Raw genomic sequence first — 14980 nt, forward strand, 5'->3', positions numbered from 1 at the left:
AGAGAAGGAAGTCGAAGTATTGGGCATTGGGTATGGGAAAAGGCAGAGAGGCACAGGGGAAAGATTACACCTAAAACTCCCCCTGCTCTCTCATCTCCTTGATCTCCCCACTCACCCCTCCCTCTCAGCTAAAGGTTTGAATTTGTTGGAGTTCGGTAACTATAGCCAAGATTAGAGTCTTTTTGAATGTGTGCTTTGATACTATCTAGATCAATAAAACAGTCGGCAACATCAATTAAGCTTTCGCTAGTGGTTGTTTGTAGACTAACGACTTCCACTCTAACCCCCATTCTGCTGACAGCATTCACAGCATAAGCTAGATCTCCATCGCCGCTGACTAATACTGCTGTATCATAGTAAGGAGCTAAAGTGATCATGTCTACAGCAATTTCTACGTTCAGATTTGATTTTTTAAAATTATCTGGCGATACAACGAGATCTTTTGCCACTACACGATAGCCATTACGACGCATCCATAGTAGGAAACCCTGCTGCTTCTCATTGGCGATATCAACCCCAGTATAGAAAAAAGCACGTAAGAGTCTCGAACCATTGGTTAAATGACAAAGCAATTTAACGTAGTCAATTTCTATGCCGAGTTGTAAAGCTGTATGAAATAGGCTTAAGCCATCAATAAAAATGGCAACTCGACCGCGATTCAAGGTATTTAAAATGGAAGTATCAGGTGCAGTATCTCGCATCTTGGTATCTTTACCTTTGATAGCAGTATCGCTCAAGTTTTGCCCTTGCCAATGTGGTTTAGCTTTGAGTACTTTAGATTCATTTAATTCATTTCTTTGTTTGCTAAAATTAGTTATAATCATTGATACCTCTGAATTTTAAATCTGAAAAGGGTTTTAGCTAAATTGTCTATAGTATAGTCTGTGCTGATTTATAACCCTAGCAGGAAATTAACTGAAGTCACTAGATGCAAATAAACTTAACTCATCCTAAATAGAGTCTAAAATACTTTAAGCAAAAGTTTTTCAGCGCTGTTAGAGTTGATTTAACCAGATATCATCTCTAAACGTAAGATATGCTAGTCTTTAGCCACTACAACTGCAAGAGTTGGAAGAAAAAGATATTCCTGCGATGGTAGAAGCTTGAATCTGAGATGCTTGGGTGTTATCGGTCTATTTTTATTTTACCTCTGTATTTTAATGACCTTACAGCCAGGAAGGTTTTTGAATATTTCTTCAATGAGATTTACCCTAAGCTAAGACGCTCAAATTCTAACAGAGTTTGCAGCATTAATAATGTAGTATGCGATCGCGTGCAAAAGAGAAGTTATATTAAGCTATTTGGCTAATATTTAATGCACATTTTATAAAAATTCATTTTAATGACAGAGTAATCATTGATCGGATTCACAACTGAGAATACAAGATTTGCGACTTCTTAAAGAAGTCGCAAATTTAAAGCTTAGCGTTTAGCTAACTTGTTGTTGGATGTGTAGTAAACCTGACTTCCAGTATCGGGTACAAAATGGCAGTTCACACAGGAATTCCATAATGATTTCCAAATTGGTTCGTCTGATTTGCGGAAATACTCACCCATTACTGGTTTTATGGCCTCAGTCGCCTTCAGCAAATTGTAGTGAGGAATGTTAAGGAATATATGGTGAGCAACATGAGTACCAATATCATGATGGATATGATTAATCAAACCATAATCACGGTCAATACTGGAAATCGCACCTTTTAAAAAAGTCCAATCTTCTCCACGATACCAGGGAATATCTGGTTCAGTGTGATGCAAGAATGTCACTAAATCAAGCCAAATTACGAAGACAATGTAAGGTGCAGCGTAATACTTCAGCAACCACATCCAACCCCATAGATAGGTAAGGAAGCCGAGCAAACCTACCATCCCAATCAAAAGAACAGTACTAGTAATGACATCCGATTTTTCTGATGGTTTAAACAGCGAGCTGCTGGGTAAAAAGTGAGAGCCTTCTTTATTGGGAGAACGCTTAAATAAATACACAGGATAAGCCAATAGAAAAACATAATATCGGCCTATTTTTTGTACTAATGGCATTTCCTGATACTGTGATTCGCTTACAGGATACCAGCTTTCATCATTATCGATATGACCGGTATTTTTGTGGTGGGTTCTATGGCTGATTCGCCAACCATGATAAGGAACAAGTATCGGTGTGTGAGAAAGATGTCCAATCAAATCATTCAGCCATTTATGCTTAGAAAAAGATTGGTGTCCGCAGTCATGTCCGACTACAAACAAAGCCCAAAACATTGTTCCTTGCATTAACCAAAAAATCGGAAAGAAAAACCAAGAATCCAGGTAGTAAGCAACTGCGTAAAGCAAACCAATAATCAGGATGTCGCGAAAGAAGTAAAAAAGGGATTTTGTCACATTGGGCTGAAAGCATTCAGCAGGGATCGCAGCTTTCAAATCCTGAAGAGTAAAAGGCAGTTTGGTAGTTTCCCCAGATAATTCACGATTCTGAGGATCGTTGAGCGTGATGATATTTGATTGCACTAGATTCTTTTGTTGAAGATAAATCGGAACTTTATTTGAGCCAAGATAATCTTAGCAAACAAGGCAAAGGTCAAAAATAAAAAGGCAAAACAAACATGAAGTTAAGACTTATTTTTGCTTTTTACCTTTTAATTTTTACTTCTTGACTAGTATGCCCAAGATACTAACTTTCGTAACATCCAAGAGGAAAACTTCTGGCAATTTACCTAACAATTTTGGTAAGTCAAAAATTGCCAGATTTTATTTCAACACACACGATGATAAATGCTCTGGTTGGCTTCAGCAGCTTGAAAAAGTTGGCAATGCTGTTTATCGTTCTGCGTAATATTCCTTGAAAGTCTTATAGCCGACATCAGTTGTGTACAGTTGACATTCGTCTGTAATCTGCTTCATTAAAGACCAAGAAAACTGACATTCATCGTGCAGATAAGACGCCCAATTTTCTTTGATGCTGCTATAAGCTAGCCGCAAATTATAAGAAGGAATAGCGGTGGAAATATGATGAGGGACATGAACATTAATATCGTGGCAGAGGATTTCTACCCAGCGAGGATAATCGCAATGAACAGTCCCAAATAGCTGAGCTAGAGCCTCATTCCACTTGTTTGCTGCCACAAAAGGAACGTCTGAGGCAGTGTGGTGAACGATGGTAAAAGTACTCATCCAAAAGTGGTAGACCAACCAGGGCACTAGCCAAAACTTGACAAATCCCCAAATACCTGTAGTGGCTATCAGAGCCGGGAAAGCGATCGCAGCAAATAATACTACCACAGCTACAGAAAGCTTGATGCTCGATTGGTCTTTGGTTTTGAAATTCCGCCAATCAAAATGCACAACTGCCCAATGTCCAATGGAACCCACCCACCAGAAGCGTTTACGAATGAACAACTCAAAAGCAGACTGTCGGGTTTTATCCCAACCTTCAAACACTTCCGGTCTGATTGGATGCCAAGCGTTGTCCTCATCCAGCTTGTTGGTGTGAGTATGATGATAATTATGCTTAATCCGCCAACTGTGAAAAGGATAAATTAGCGGCATCAAGAAAAAGTGCCCCACCAAATCATTTACCCAACGACGTTTGGCAAATGATCTGTGGCCACAATCATGAGCAATTACAAAAAAACCTGTTAAAGCAGTACCCGTAAAAACCCAAGCTAGGGGCAAAAGAAACCAAGGTGTGATAGTCAGGCTGTAATAGCCCAAAGCAACTGCCAAGACACTGAGTATTACTTGTGCCCAAGCCTTGCGACGGCTTTGGATAAAACATTCCCGTGGCAGCGTTTTGACAATATCTTTGAGCCTGATGTCGGAATTCCCAGACTCGTCGCTTAATTTTTGGCTGTTAATTATTGATGTAGTCATGAACACCTGAAATACAACAAACTCCTCCACCAAGTCATCAAAAAATAACTTGCCGCAAAGTTGCTTAATATTAGCGTCTCGGATTATAGCAACCTAACCTATACAAGCGCACCCGTAAATAATTTTTAAAGGGGATTTTAGAATTAGCGCATGATACTTGGTTGCATAGAAATCTCTTTGTCATTAGTCATTGGGTAAAGAACAACAACTAATGACAAAGGACAAATAATTTACTGCTTTGTTGGAGCCAACTTCACATTAGTAGCCAGACCAACTGCTTGCAGCAATTGAATTGTCATCCAAGTTAAATCAATTTCCCACCATTCCAGCCCGTGACGAGCTGAATATTGAAAAGCATGGTGATTATTATGCCAGCCTTCACCGAAAACTAGTACGGCTACCCACCAGCAGTTAGTTGAGCGATCGCCAGAATCATGGCTTTGATAGCCAAATTTATGAGTAGCGCTATTTACCAACCAAGTGCAGTGGTAAACCCAGACAATGCGGACAAAAATGCCCCACAGAACAAATGGCCAGCCACCCAGAAGCAAAAGCAATACACCCAGAGCAATCTGAAGCAAAATGAAATATTTTTCTAAAAACTGATAAACTGGGTCTTCGGCTATGTCTTTGGTGAAACGAGGAACCTGATCGTGAGAGGGACAAAAATGAATCAGCCAACCCATGTGGCTCCACCAGAAGCCTCTATTAGAATCATGGGGATCTGACTCAGTATCTGAGTGCAAATGATGGATACGATGTGTCCCTACCCACTCGATTGGTCCTCCTTGACAGGCGAGCGTCCCGAAGAAAACCAGGACATACTCTAGCCATTTGGGAGTTTGAAAACTGCGGTGGGTAACAAGGCGATGAAATCCCAGAGTAATACCTAAACCACCACTTACCCAGTAAAGCAACAAACCCACGCCAACTGCCGTCCAGCTAAAGTTACCAGGAACAAAGGCAAACAGCGCACCGATGTGCAGACCAATGAAAAACAGGGTATTAACCCAGTTGATTTGAGGTTTAGTTGAAGTAGCAATTGTCATGCAGTAACCTGAATTGGAATTGTTCGGCCGAATTTGCGCGATCTGAAAATCCGCATACTTATAATTTTTTGTGAACGAGGAACTAATGAACAGCTTGGAACAGCTGCGGCAAGCAGAATACGCACTGTTAGAAATTTTTTCTGGTATTGACACTCAGGTCAAGCATAATCTAAAACGAGTGCTGGATGCCTTTCGTAATCACCGTGTTGGTGCTCACCACTTTGCTGGTGTAAGTGGTTATGGTCATGATGATTTAGGACGAGAAACTTTAGATAAAGTTTTTGCCGAAGTTATGGGTTCCGAAGCAGCAGCAGTGCGAGTGCAATTTGTTTCAGGAACTCATGCGATCGCTTGTGCTTTGTTTGGGGTACTCCGTCCTGGAGATGAGATGTTATCAGTAGTTGGTTCTCCTTACGATACGCTGGAAGAAGTCATTGGTTTACGGGGTCAAGGTCAAGGTTCCCTTATAGAGTTTGGCATAAAATACCGCCAATTAGAGCTAACCCCAGAAGGAGGGGTGGATTGGGAAGCTTTAAGCCATGCAGTGCTTGACAAAACTCGTTTAGTCACAATTCAGCGCTCTTGTGGCTATTCTTGGCGACCGAGTTTATCAATTGCCGATATTGAAAAAATCATCCATATAGTTAAACAGCAAAACCCCAACACAATTTGTTTTGTAGATAACTGTTACGGCGAATTTATCGAAACCAAGGAACCCACAGCCGTAGGTGCTGATTTAATGGCGGGGTCATTGATTAAAAATCCTGGTGGCACCATTGTCGTTGCTGGTGGTTATGTCGCCGGTCGCGCCGACTTGGTGGAAGCCGCCGCCTGTCGCCTGACTGCTCCCGGTATTGGTAGTTATGGTGGTGCTACTTTTGACCAAAATCGTTTGTTGTTTCAAGGGTTATTTCTCGCACCGCAGATGGTGGGAGAGGCGATGAAAGGAACATACTTAACTGGCTATGTATTTGATAAACTCGGTTACCCAGTGAATCCGCCACCACTAGCGCCACGTGGAGATGTGATTCAGGCAATTAAGCTGGGTTCTGCCAAAAAGCTAATTGCTTTCTGTAAAGCCATACAACAGTATTCTCCCATCGGTTCCTACTTAGACCCCATTCCAGATGAAATACCGGGGTATGAGAGCCAGGTAGTGATGGCTGGGGGGACGTTTATTGAGGGGAGTACTTTGGAATTATCGGCAGATGGGCCTTTGCGCGAGCCGTATGTGGTTTATTGCCAAGGGGGGACGCATTGGACTCATGTGGCGATCGCATTGGAGGCGGCGATCGATGCAGTGGGGAGGGCTGAGTGAGGATTATATAATACTTGTGTATTTATATTTTTCCTAAAAATTAGGATGCAAACAATACAAGCGCGGGATATCAGTCTTTACGAACTAGAAGAAAAATTTGGTTTGCAATTAGTGAAAAATGATGAGTTTTTCACAGAATGTACAGAGAATTTGCCGTCACTAAATGAAGTCTAAAAATTTTCTCTAGAACGAGTAAAAAGTAACTATTTAAACTTAACTAAACGCCGTCCAATGTCAGAAGAAGCGGTGAAGATGATAGTGCTGTCTCCACTGCTCGATCTAGCTGGTTTTTATCAACCTCCTTTCGAGATTGAAACAGAAACTTCAACTGAAATTTCTGCTGTAGATGAAGGCGTTCTCGTTAAAGGAAATATTGATGTTTTAGTCCTGAACAAAAGATTGTGGATACTCGTTATTGAATCTAAAAGCACTAAATTTGATGTGATAACCGCATTACCCCAAGCACTTGCTTATATGCTTGATACTCCTAATATTGAACAACCAACTTTTGGCTTACTTGTTAACGGTAGAGAGTTTGTTTTTGTCAAACTAGTTCAGCAAGAAAAGCCAAAATATGCTCGTTCTTATGCATTATCAATTGAACGCGATGCAGAATTCCAACAGGTACTAAGTGTATTGAAAAAGATTGGTCAATTAATTGTTCTGAGTTAGCAATGGCTAAGGCTGGCGAGCGATCGTGCTTTGCTGCGACTCTCCCAAACCGAACTCCTCATACTTGACGAACCAACAGCGAATCTTGACCCGAAAACAAAACATGAAATTTACAACATTTTTCGCACCCTGGCAAAAGGCAGAATCGCCGTTATAGTCAGCCATCGCCTCGCCTTAGCAAAACTAGCAGACCGAATAGTAGTACTAGAACACGGTCAAATCATCGAGGTAGGCACCCACGACGAACTCATGGCACTAGGCGGACAGTATCACCTGATGTTTAGCCGTCAAGCCAGCAGTTACGATTGATACGGTATCAGATACTACTATTTTTTGGCGTAGGCGTAGCCTGCCGTAAGCATCGCAGAACTTTTCGGTCTAATGAATGTATAAAATAATCTTGTTAATTGTTACTTGGGACTAAATTCAATTGATTTTAATAATCCGTGACCCTGCTAGCCGTGAAGAAATAGAGGAAATGGCGAAAACTTGGGATGTATTCATTAAAATAGCAGTGGACATTGAACGCAAGATTCTTGCAGGTGGAGGCGTTCGGCACTATGAATGCGAACAAGAGTTGTTAAAAGATGGGAGCAGACAACGGGATATTTGGGGTGCGGATTGGTCTCCTTTCACTCAGGAAATCGTGTTTGAGTCAATCATTAACATCCGCCCAAGCCAGAATAACCGTAGTATGATAATACAGTCTACCCAAATTCGAGAACAAGTTAGCCTGATTACCAAGCGATTGCTAGGAGGATTGTAATGCCTAACTGGAGTGCAATTGAAGCAAGTTTTTTATGCCAATCCTATGAGCAACAACTGGGAGAATTGGCAGCTAGTTTGGCACGCCTCAACTCTTGGTCAGAAAAGAATGCTAGCCGTGAATTAGTTCCGGTATTGTTGTCAGAAAGTTTGTTGTACTTGTCTTTGATACAACAAGAAACTGAAATGAATAATGTTGAATTAAATCAACTCCAAGACTTATTACAAAATTGGATTGATTTTTGGGACAAATCAATGGAAATTACAGATATTGCATCTGTTGCGTCTACTTGGTCACAGCGAGTATTGGAGATGTCAGGTTTGCTGACTTCTGAATCTATGAGTCCGTTTTAAATTTTGGATCTTGAATCTTCAATCCAAAATCCAAAATTTTAAATCTGAAATTCGGTGAAATTACTCCGGCAACTCATACTGCCCAACAATACGCTTAGCATATTCTGGAACATGCTCCTCTAACTTCTCCGGATGATTCCGCTTCACATACAAATAATTCCGAGTAAAGTGTGAATCAATGGAAAACCGCGCATACTCCAAACCCTTAGGGCCGATTTTCTCAATCACCACACCCATCAGTTTTGCAGCCCACATCGGCAGAGTCACTCCTTTATCGTAGGCGGGAATGCTTTGCTGTACAGCTTCCTTACGATTCCCTTTGGACATCACTGGCTGCGTATTTAACTGGTCTTTTACCAAATCCAGCATTTCCTTACCAGTGTCATTTCTAACTACAATCCACTGCCAGCCGAAGGGTGCGCCCATATAGCCGACAACTAAATCTGCCAGAGAGTTGACGTAATCAAAGCAACTCATACAAGATGGGGCAAAGACATCTTTGAGTTTATTAGTCTTCAAGCCAAAGAAAGGCACGGTTTCTGTTGAGCCATCTTCATGTTTGAAGTGAACCCGAAAGTCTTGCATGAATTCGTAATGTACAACTGTCTGTGGCGATCGGCTAGTAGTTTCTAAGAATTTTTGCAATCCAGCGCGGTTAACATTATCTACACAAGGCGTACCCAAAACATACAACTTTTCCAAACCAAGTTGTTTTTCTACAGCTCGTAATGCCTGAATTTGGCAACCAACACCAATTACTAATAGCCGCTTCATCCCCGATTTTTCTATTTGCTCCAACACAGAAAGATTAGGTGAAAGTGTTGGTTTGTTTACTCTTGCCGCAAGTATTTCTTCTGGGGTGCGGGCGATGATGGGCATCGGTTGAAAGCGGTCTTCTTTGGTATTTTGTACGCAGACAACGCCTTCAACTAAGCCGCGATTAAGCATTTCAATGGCAATACTGCTGACAATCCCTGTCCATTGTGCGCCTGCGATTGGTTGCTGTTTTCGTGCCGCCATCATCTCTTGATGAACACCAAAGTATAGCTCATCGGGATTATCGAGATCGCGCGATCGCCTATGCGCTTGTTCTTCAAGTTCGCCTATTTGCTGATTAAGAAAAGCGCAGGCTTCCTTGACATAATGAATATAGTATGTATCGCACAGTCCGCACTCGCTACAAAGTTCTTTAGCAGGGCGACGGCTAGTAGGTTTTAAGGCTTTAGCTTTTTTGTGAGGAGAGACTGAGGTCATATAAATTTTTTGTTTTATCCTGGAATCGCTTTTATTACAATACCTTTACTGGCTATGAACTTGACGACAGAGATTGAACAAGAAGAAGATGGACGTTTCTTAGAGGATGTTTGAAAAGTCATGATTGATGTATCAAATATTTTTTACCCCACCCTAACCCTCCCCTTGTCAAGGGGAGGGAACTAGATTTTTTTGTTTCCCCCCTTTATAAGGGGGGATTAAGGGGGGTAAAAATTCGATTAAAATCACAGCCAAGCACTTTTCAAACAACCTCTAAGAGTACCGCAGGAGGGTTGACAATAAATCGCTAATTTTTATTATTGTTTTCCTTTCTAGGATAATATTGGCGCTTAGTTATCAGCCAACCTATGCCAATAAAAAATAATGTAGCTAAAACGCTTAATATTAAAGATGCGTAAAAGGGATTAGGTGGGTTTTTGGGAGATGTCAGGGGTATTGGGATTTTGTCAATGTGTTGAACGATGACGCCGGAGATAATTGCACCACCGCCAAAGCCGATTCCTAATATTTGGATTTTGTTTTCTAAGGAGCGATCGCTCTCAGTTTGTTCTGTTTCTACTATACCGCGAATTGTATCAACTAACTGTACAAATAATTCTTGACCTGGAATTAGATAGTTAATGTCTGTTTGGATTTGTTCTTGCCATTTCTTACAGTCTTTGTTAATAAAATCTTGCCAGAATTGAGGACTATTCCCGTTATTAATATTTTGAATTTTTTCTAAACAAATTTTGTAATTATTAATATTAGTAATGATTGCTGTGTGGTGCGTTTGTAAATCTTGCAAACATCTAGCGTAATCAAAGCTTTTTTTGGGGATTTTTGCCATTAGGTTTTTTAAGCCTGATAATTGTATTTGATTTTCAGATACCAAACTGTTAAATTCTTGGATTTTATTTTCTAGTTCGCTATAAATTGTTCTCGCTTCTCTGTAGCGTTGACGTGCTAGTTGATAAATATAAAGTATTTTGTGGTAGCTACAAAGTAAATTTAGCAACCAGTTATAGGCTGATTCTGCAAGCGTTCCTGTTGCAGCTTGGCTATTATTAATAAGTATTAAAATATGACATTGTTTGGCGGGGTTATCTGGTTCATTTGGGTCAAGTGCTTGGTATTCAAATAAAAGACTACCAAATAGTTCTCCTTTTTGTGTTGTTACAGGATTTAAATTTGTGCCGGCTACTAAAGCTATGGCTAATTTTTCAGCTAGTACATCACAGTTTTCACTTGGATCTACTTCTCCATAAATCCATAATGTTTGTCCTAAAGATGCTTGAATATTAGATGGGAGTAGAGAAGTTGGTTTAAAATGTTGCAGTTGTGGTATATCTATCGAAATATTTGATGATTCTGCAAAGAGAGTTAAATCAACGGCGTAGGTATCGTTAAGCAAGAAAGGCTGAAGATTGGCATTAATTTTAAAACCTTCTGTTGTGGGGAGACTACCTAAATCTAAAATTCCTGCATCAGTTAACCATTCTGTTTTTCTTCCTTGTTCGCGCTTCGGGTCGTATATATTATTTTGATAACAAATTAATTTTGAGCGTAAATCTTTCAAGCCAACAAAAGTTAGGGAAGTTTCACCTACTTTTACCAAATTTTCCCACAAGAGATTAGCATTTGCCGCAACTTCACCGGGAAGATCGGTAAAGGTGTGGCAAAGATGAAACGCATAGAGGCTGAGGCTGAAATTCTTCACGATTTTGGCTAATATTTTTATTGTAAATTGTAGTTTGGGTTAAGAGGATGTTTGAAAAGTCATGATTGATGTATAAATTTTTTTTACCACACCCTAACCCTCCCCTTATAAAGCTACGGTGTACACACAAGTTATCGAATTACCCCACCCTAACCCTCCCCTTATAAAGGGGAGGGAACTGGATCTCTTTTTCCCCCCTTTATAAGGGGGGATTAAGGGGGGTAATAATTCGATTAAAATCACAACATACTACTTTTCAAACAACCTCTAAGCGAAGCTACTAAAATTTTTCATGGTTTTGGTTGTGGTTTTTTATTGTCAGATAAAGGAGAGTTCCTTTTTATAGCATTTTCTGTAAGTTCCTTTGATGATTCGCTAGGTTGATTGGCTGGAGTCTGGGATTTACTATTAGATATTCCGATGTTTCTATCTACATTAAGAGGAGATGCAGCACTGAGCGATTTTAGATTTTGCTTGTAAGCTTCTAGCAGTTGACTGCGGGATTCTGGTTGCAACCAATTTTCTAGAATTTCTGAGATTTCTTCATCGTCTTCTGGTAGCTGACTAGATAGTTTGTCTAATTCCTCCCAGTCTGGAATCGAAACCAATTTTGATTTAGAGTCAAGCAATTGATTAAAAGCTTTGACGCTATTTTTATAAATAGACATTTTCTAAACTCCTTTACCTATGTTACAAAAAGCAGCCCAATAAAAAGGTGATGCAAACGGTTTGGTTGAGGCATTTTCATAACTATTAGCAAAGTATTCATTGAGTTGTGCCTGCCAAACTAAACTGAGTGAGGAATTATTCAGCCAATTTTGAAAGCCTTTGACTGTTGTATTCCTTAACCAACGTTGTGCTGTATTTAAAGCTAATACAATATTATTTTGCTGCTGGAGTTCTTCGTAAAATTTAATCATTAATAAAGCTGTAGCTGTAGCACTGACTGTCCAAAGGCTACTGACTACATTCGTGCTACCAGCTAACAAAAATCCACTGGGTAAACCAATGTATTCATCACTAGTGCTTCTGAAGTCGGTCAAACCAGTTTCGCAAGCAGAGAGAGTGACTAGGCGACAGTTTTCTAGTTTGAAGTGAGTAATGATATCTGCTAAAATCAGGTTTCCATCAGCTAACTGTAAACCAGAATCTTGCGGAGAAGTAAAGTTAAAGTATCCATGACAGAAGAAAAAAGCACAGTTAGCTTTCAGCAACTTTTCATGTAGTGTGACATTGTGAGGATTTTCATTAATACAGAGAATTGCTGATTTTTTAGCTTGGTCTTGCTTTAAAATCTGACGTTGAGTAAATTGTTTCTTAATGGCTGCAACTGCGCCTAAATCTTTTTCGTAGTCTTGATATAAATCTTCTGTGGGGTTTTGGATGGCAAAGAAAGATTGAAAATCTGGACGTTGACGCAGTTGGACTTGTTGCAAAAGTTGACAACTGGGTGCATAGCCTACGCCGTTGGGGAATAAGTCAATGAGGTATGATTCCTTGACAGGTAAAGCATGGAGAGGAAACAGGTGTAAGTAGCGATGAGGAATCAGGATTAATCTTTTGCGTTGTTTGGGTACTAGGCCTAAAACTTCCTCAAGATGCAGAATTTCTGCTAACTTTTTCAAGCGTTGTTCTAGCTGATTTTTCCATTGAATTTTATCTTGGTCTTCCGGGTTGTTATAGTCATCTAGATATTCATTTGTCCAATCGATTAAGGCATCTAAGTCTTGTTCCTGAGAACACCAAATTATCGGCTTGTTGTTGTCGCGGGTGATGATGAAGGCGCGAAAACAATCATTAAAGATGTACCATTGAATGATTGCAGTTTTGTTATCTAAGAGGTTTTGAATTTCTCCAAACTGGATGCTGCGACTAAGCAAAGGCAAATTTTCTAGACTTGTTGATGTTGCTTTGGTTAGCAGTTCTACTAAATTGCGAGTTTTGCTACGTTCAATATATTCTATTGCCTCAGTGTCTCTTGCCAATGCTAGGCAAACTTCTACCATGCGTCGATAAAGTCGATTCCATTCTTCTGCTTGTTTGCGCTTGGCTTCTTCACCAGAAACAATTTCACCGCGCAAAGCTTCTACTGTTTCTATTGCCGCAATAAAGGTATTGTAAGCTGAGTCAAATTGTTTTTCGTCTTGGTATAACCTGCCGAGATTGAACAAAGTTTCTGCATGGTCTTGGGGAAAGGCGCTCTTGGTATAAACTTCGAGTGCCGGAGTATATGCAGCGATGGCATTTTGCAGATTAGAGGCTTTGTCTCCTAATATTCTGTTACTGTAAGCAGTCCCCAGATTATTTTGCGTACCTGCCCAATTTTGAGGAAAGGCGCTCTTGGTATAAATTTCTAGTGCCGCAGTAAAAGCAGCAATCGCACTTTCAATATTATCGGCTATGTTTCCGAATATTCTGTCACGGTAAGCATTCCCCACATTATTTTGGGTCGTTGCCCAATCTACAGGAAAGGCGCTCTTTGTTCTAACTTCCAGTGCCGCAGTATAAGCAGCGATGGCTAATTCAATATTCTCGGCTCGTTCTCCGAATATTCTGTCGTGGTAAGCATTCCCCAGATTATTTTGCGTCATTGCCCAATTTTGGGGAAAGGCGCTACGGGTGAAAACTTCCAGTGCCGCAGTAAAAGCAGCAAGCGCACTTTCAATATTCTCGGCTCTGTTTCCAAATATTCTGTCACGGTAAGCATTCCCCAGATTATTTTGCGTACCTGCCCAATTTTCAGGAAAGGTGGTGCGGCTGTAAACTTCTAGAGCAGCAGAAAAAGCAGCGAGCGCACTTTCAATATTACCGGCTCGTTCTCCGAATATTCTGTTGCTGTAAGCAACACCCAGACTATTTTGCGTGGTTGCCCATTGTTGGGGAAAGGCGCTCTTGGTTCTAACTTCCAGAGCAGCAGAAAAAGCAGCAAGCGCACTTTCAATATTCTCGGCTCGTTCTCCGAATATTCTGTTACTGTAAGCAATCCCCAGATTATTTTGGGTCGTTGCCCAATCTACAGGAAAGGCGTCCTTGGTTCTAACTTCCAGTGCCGCAGTATAAGCAGCGATCGCACTTTCAATATTCTCGGTTTGTTCTCCGAGTATTCTGTTACGGTAAGCAGTCCCCAGATTATTTTGCGTCATTGCCCAATCTTGGGGAAAGACACTGCGGGTATAAACAGTGAGGGCGATTTCGTAACCAACAATGGTAATTTCTATGTTATTGACTTTACTACCCAACGGAAACTGATTAATCAAATTACTCAATTCACCAATCACTGCGGCGATGAATGTTGCTGCATCTGGTTCCGCTTCTGCTAGGGTATTTGTTGCCCAACGGCGCAATAGTTCAGCAAAAATATGATTGAGTTTATCGGTATTTGCTGCCAGCAATGGATAAATTACTTGAGCATCGCCTTTACTGTCTACTGTTGCTTGCAGTATTTCTTGTAAAAATTGCCCATAAGTCTCTATATCTTCTTCGGTGATGGGGGTGGTTTCTGAGGTAAGATATGTTGCTAGGTTTCTCAACCAGTTTGCAGTATTTTCTTCTCCCTGCTGTGCAAAATTATCTGCGACTGCTGCCAACACCTGCAAAAAACCAACATCAAGCAATTCTGTATTGGCCGCTAATATCTCCGGTTCTTCCCCGCTAGGGCAGTTGAGTAGATTTTGAATCAGCTGGTAATAAGCTTGTAGACGCTGTTCATTCATGAGCAGGTGTGAGATAGACGCATCTTAATGAAGCTTCAACAGTATTATCCTCAATTTCTGAAAAATTAGGGGGTAAAAAGTTTTAGATGCTCTTTATTAAAAAGGCTACAGTGTAGGCGCAAGTTATTGAATTACCCCTCCCTAACCCTCCCCTTGTAAAGGCTAGGGTGTAGGCGCAAGTTATCGAATTACCCCTCCCTAACCCTCCCCTTGTCAAGGGGAGGGAACTAGATTTCTTTTTCCCCCCTTAACAAGGGGGGATTAAGGGGGG

At 40.7% G+C, this 14980-nt stretch carries 12 protein-coding genes and 1 pseudogene; 5 read left to right on the forward strand and 8 right to left on the reverse strand.

All coding sequences use genetic code 11. The features are described 5' to 3' along the window. Window positions 1-128: 128 nt before the first annotated feature. The 4 genes from ACM0OY_RS20855 to ACM0OY_RS20870 all read right to left on the reverse strand — a co-directional run bounded on the left by ACM0OY_RS20855 (window position 129) and on the right by ACM0OY_RS20870 (window position 4913). The gene (locus ACM0OY_RS20855) at window positions 129-824 is read right to left on the reverse strand and encodes an NYN domain-containing protein (RefSeq protein WP_414570758.1); all 696 of its coding nucleotides are present in this window, start codon (window positions 822-824) and stop codon (window positions 129-131) included. A 598-nt stretch (window positions 825-1422) separates the two neighbouring features. Next, window positions 1423-2502 (reverse strand): fatty acid desaturase, encoded by a 1080-nt coding sequence (locus ACM0OY_RS20860; RefSeq protein ID WP_414570759.1) that lies wholly within the window; start codon window positions 2500-2502, stop codon window positions 1423-1425. A 309-nt stretch (window positions 2503-2811) separates the two neighbouring features. Next, the gene (locus ACM0OY_RS20865) at window positions 2812-3864 is read right to left on the reverse strand and encodes a fatty acid desaturase (protein ID WP_414570760.1); all 1053 of its coding nucleotides are present in this window, start codon (window positions 3862-3864) and stop codon (window positions 2812-2814) included. A gap of 230 nt (window positions 3865-4094) precedes the next feature. After that, window positions 4095-4913 (reverse strand): acyl-CoA desaturase, encoded by an 819-nt coding sequence (locus tag ACM0OY_RS20870; protein WP_414570761.1) that lies wholly within the window; start codon window positions 4911-4913, stop codon window positions 4095-4097. An 85-nt stretch (window positions 4914-4998) separates the two neighbouring features. Here ACM0OY_RS20870 and ACM0OY_RS20875 point away from each other — a divergent pair, with 85 nt between their 5' ends. The 5 genes and pseudogenes from ACM0OY_RS20875 to ACM0OY_RS20895 all read left to right on the forward strand — a co-directional run bounded on the left by ACM0OY_RS20875 (window position 4999) and on the right by ACM0OY_RS20895 (window position 8022). After that, window positions 4999-6231 carry an aminotransferase class I/II-fold pyridoxal phosphate-dependent enzyme gene (locus tag ACM0OY_RS20875; protein ID WP_414570762.1) on the forward strand — a complete coding sequence of 411 codons (1233 nt, stop codon included), beginning with the start codon at window positions 4999-5001 and terminating at the stop codon, window positions 6229-6231. 45 nt (window positions 6232-6276) lie between these two features. Next, a pseudogene (locus ACM0OY_RS20880) lies at window positions 6277-6903 on the forward strand (type I restriction endonuclease). Between the two features lie 30 nt (window positions 6904-6933). Beyond that, the gene (locus tag ACM0OY_RS20885; RefSeq protein ID WP_414570763.1) at window positions 6934-7212 is read left to right on the forward strand and encodes a hypothetical protein; all 279 of its coding nucleotides are present in this window, start codon (window positions 6934-6936) and stop codon (window positions 7210-7212) included. Window positions 7213-7333: 121 nt separating this feature from the next. After that, a complete protein-coding gene (locus tag ACM0OY_RS20890; RefSeq protein ID WP_414570764.1) occupies window positions 7334-7669 on the forward strand; it encodes a DUF5674 family protein in 336 nt (111 codons plus the stop codon). Continuing rightward, on the forward strand, window positions 7669-8022 hold the full coding sequence (locus tag ACM0OY_RS20895) for a hypothetical protein (protein ID WP_414570765.1): 354 nt from the start codon (window positions 7669-7671) through the stop codon (window positions 8020-8022). The genes ACM0OY_RS20890 and ACM0OY_RS20895 overlap by 1 nt, the downstream gene beginning before the upstream one ends. Window positions 8023-8082: 60 nt before the next feature. Here the strand turns inward: ACM0OY_RS20895 and ACM0OY_RS20900 are convergent, their stop codons facing one another. From ACM0OY_RS20900 to ACM0OY_RS20915, 4 genes are all read right to left on the reverse strand, one after another. Then, a complete protein-coding gene (locus ACM0OY_RS20900) occupies window positions 8083-9276 on the reverse strand; it encodes a Coenzyme F420 hydrogenase/dehydrogenase, beta subunit C-terminal domain (RefSeq protein ID WP_414570766.1) in 1194 nt (397 codons plus the stop codon). A 307-nt stretch (window positions 9277-9583) separates the two neighbouring features. After that, window positions 9584-10996, reverse strand: a complete 1413-nt coding sequence (locus ACM0OY_RS20905) for a hypothetical protein (protein ID WP_414570767.1) — start codon at window positions 10994-10996, stop codon at window positions 9584-9586. 290 nt (window positions 10997-11286) lie between these two features. Beyond that, window positions 11287-11664 carry a hypothetical protein gene (locus tag ACM0OY_RS20910; protein WP_414570768.1) on the reverse strand — a complete coding sequence of 126 codons (378 nt, stop codon included), beginning with the start codon at window positions 11662-11664 and terminating at the stop codon, window positions 11287-11289. A 3-nt stretch (window positions 11665-11667) separates the two neighbouring features. After that, the gene (locus tag ACM0OY_RS20915) at window positions 11668-14709 is read right to left on the reverse strand and encodes a CHAT domain-containing protein (protein ID WP_414570769.1); all 3042 of its coding nucleotides are present in this window, start codon (window positions 14707-14709) and stop codon (window positions 11668-11670) included. Window positions 14710-14980: the final 271 nt, after the last annotated feature.

The sequence above is a fragment of the Nostoc sp. CCY 9925 genome, assembly GCF_963920935.1.
GTDB lineage: Bacteria > Cyanobacteriota > Cyanobacteriia > Cyanobacteriales > Nostocaceae > Nostoc.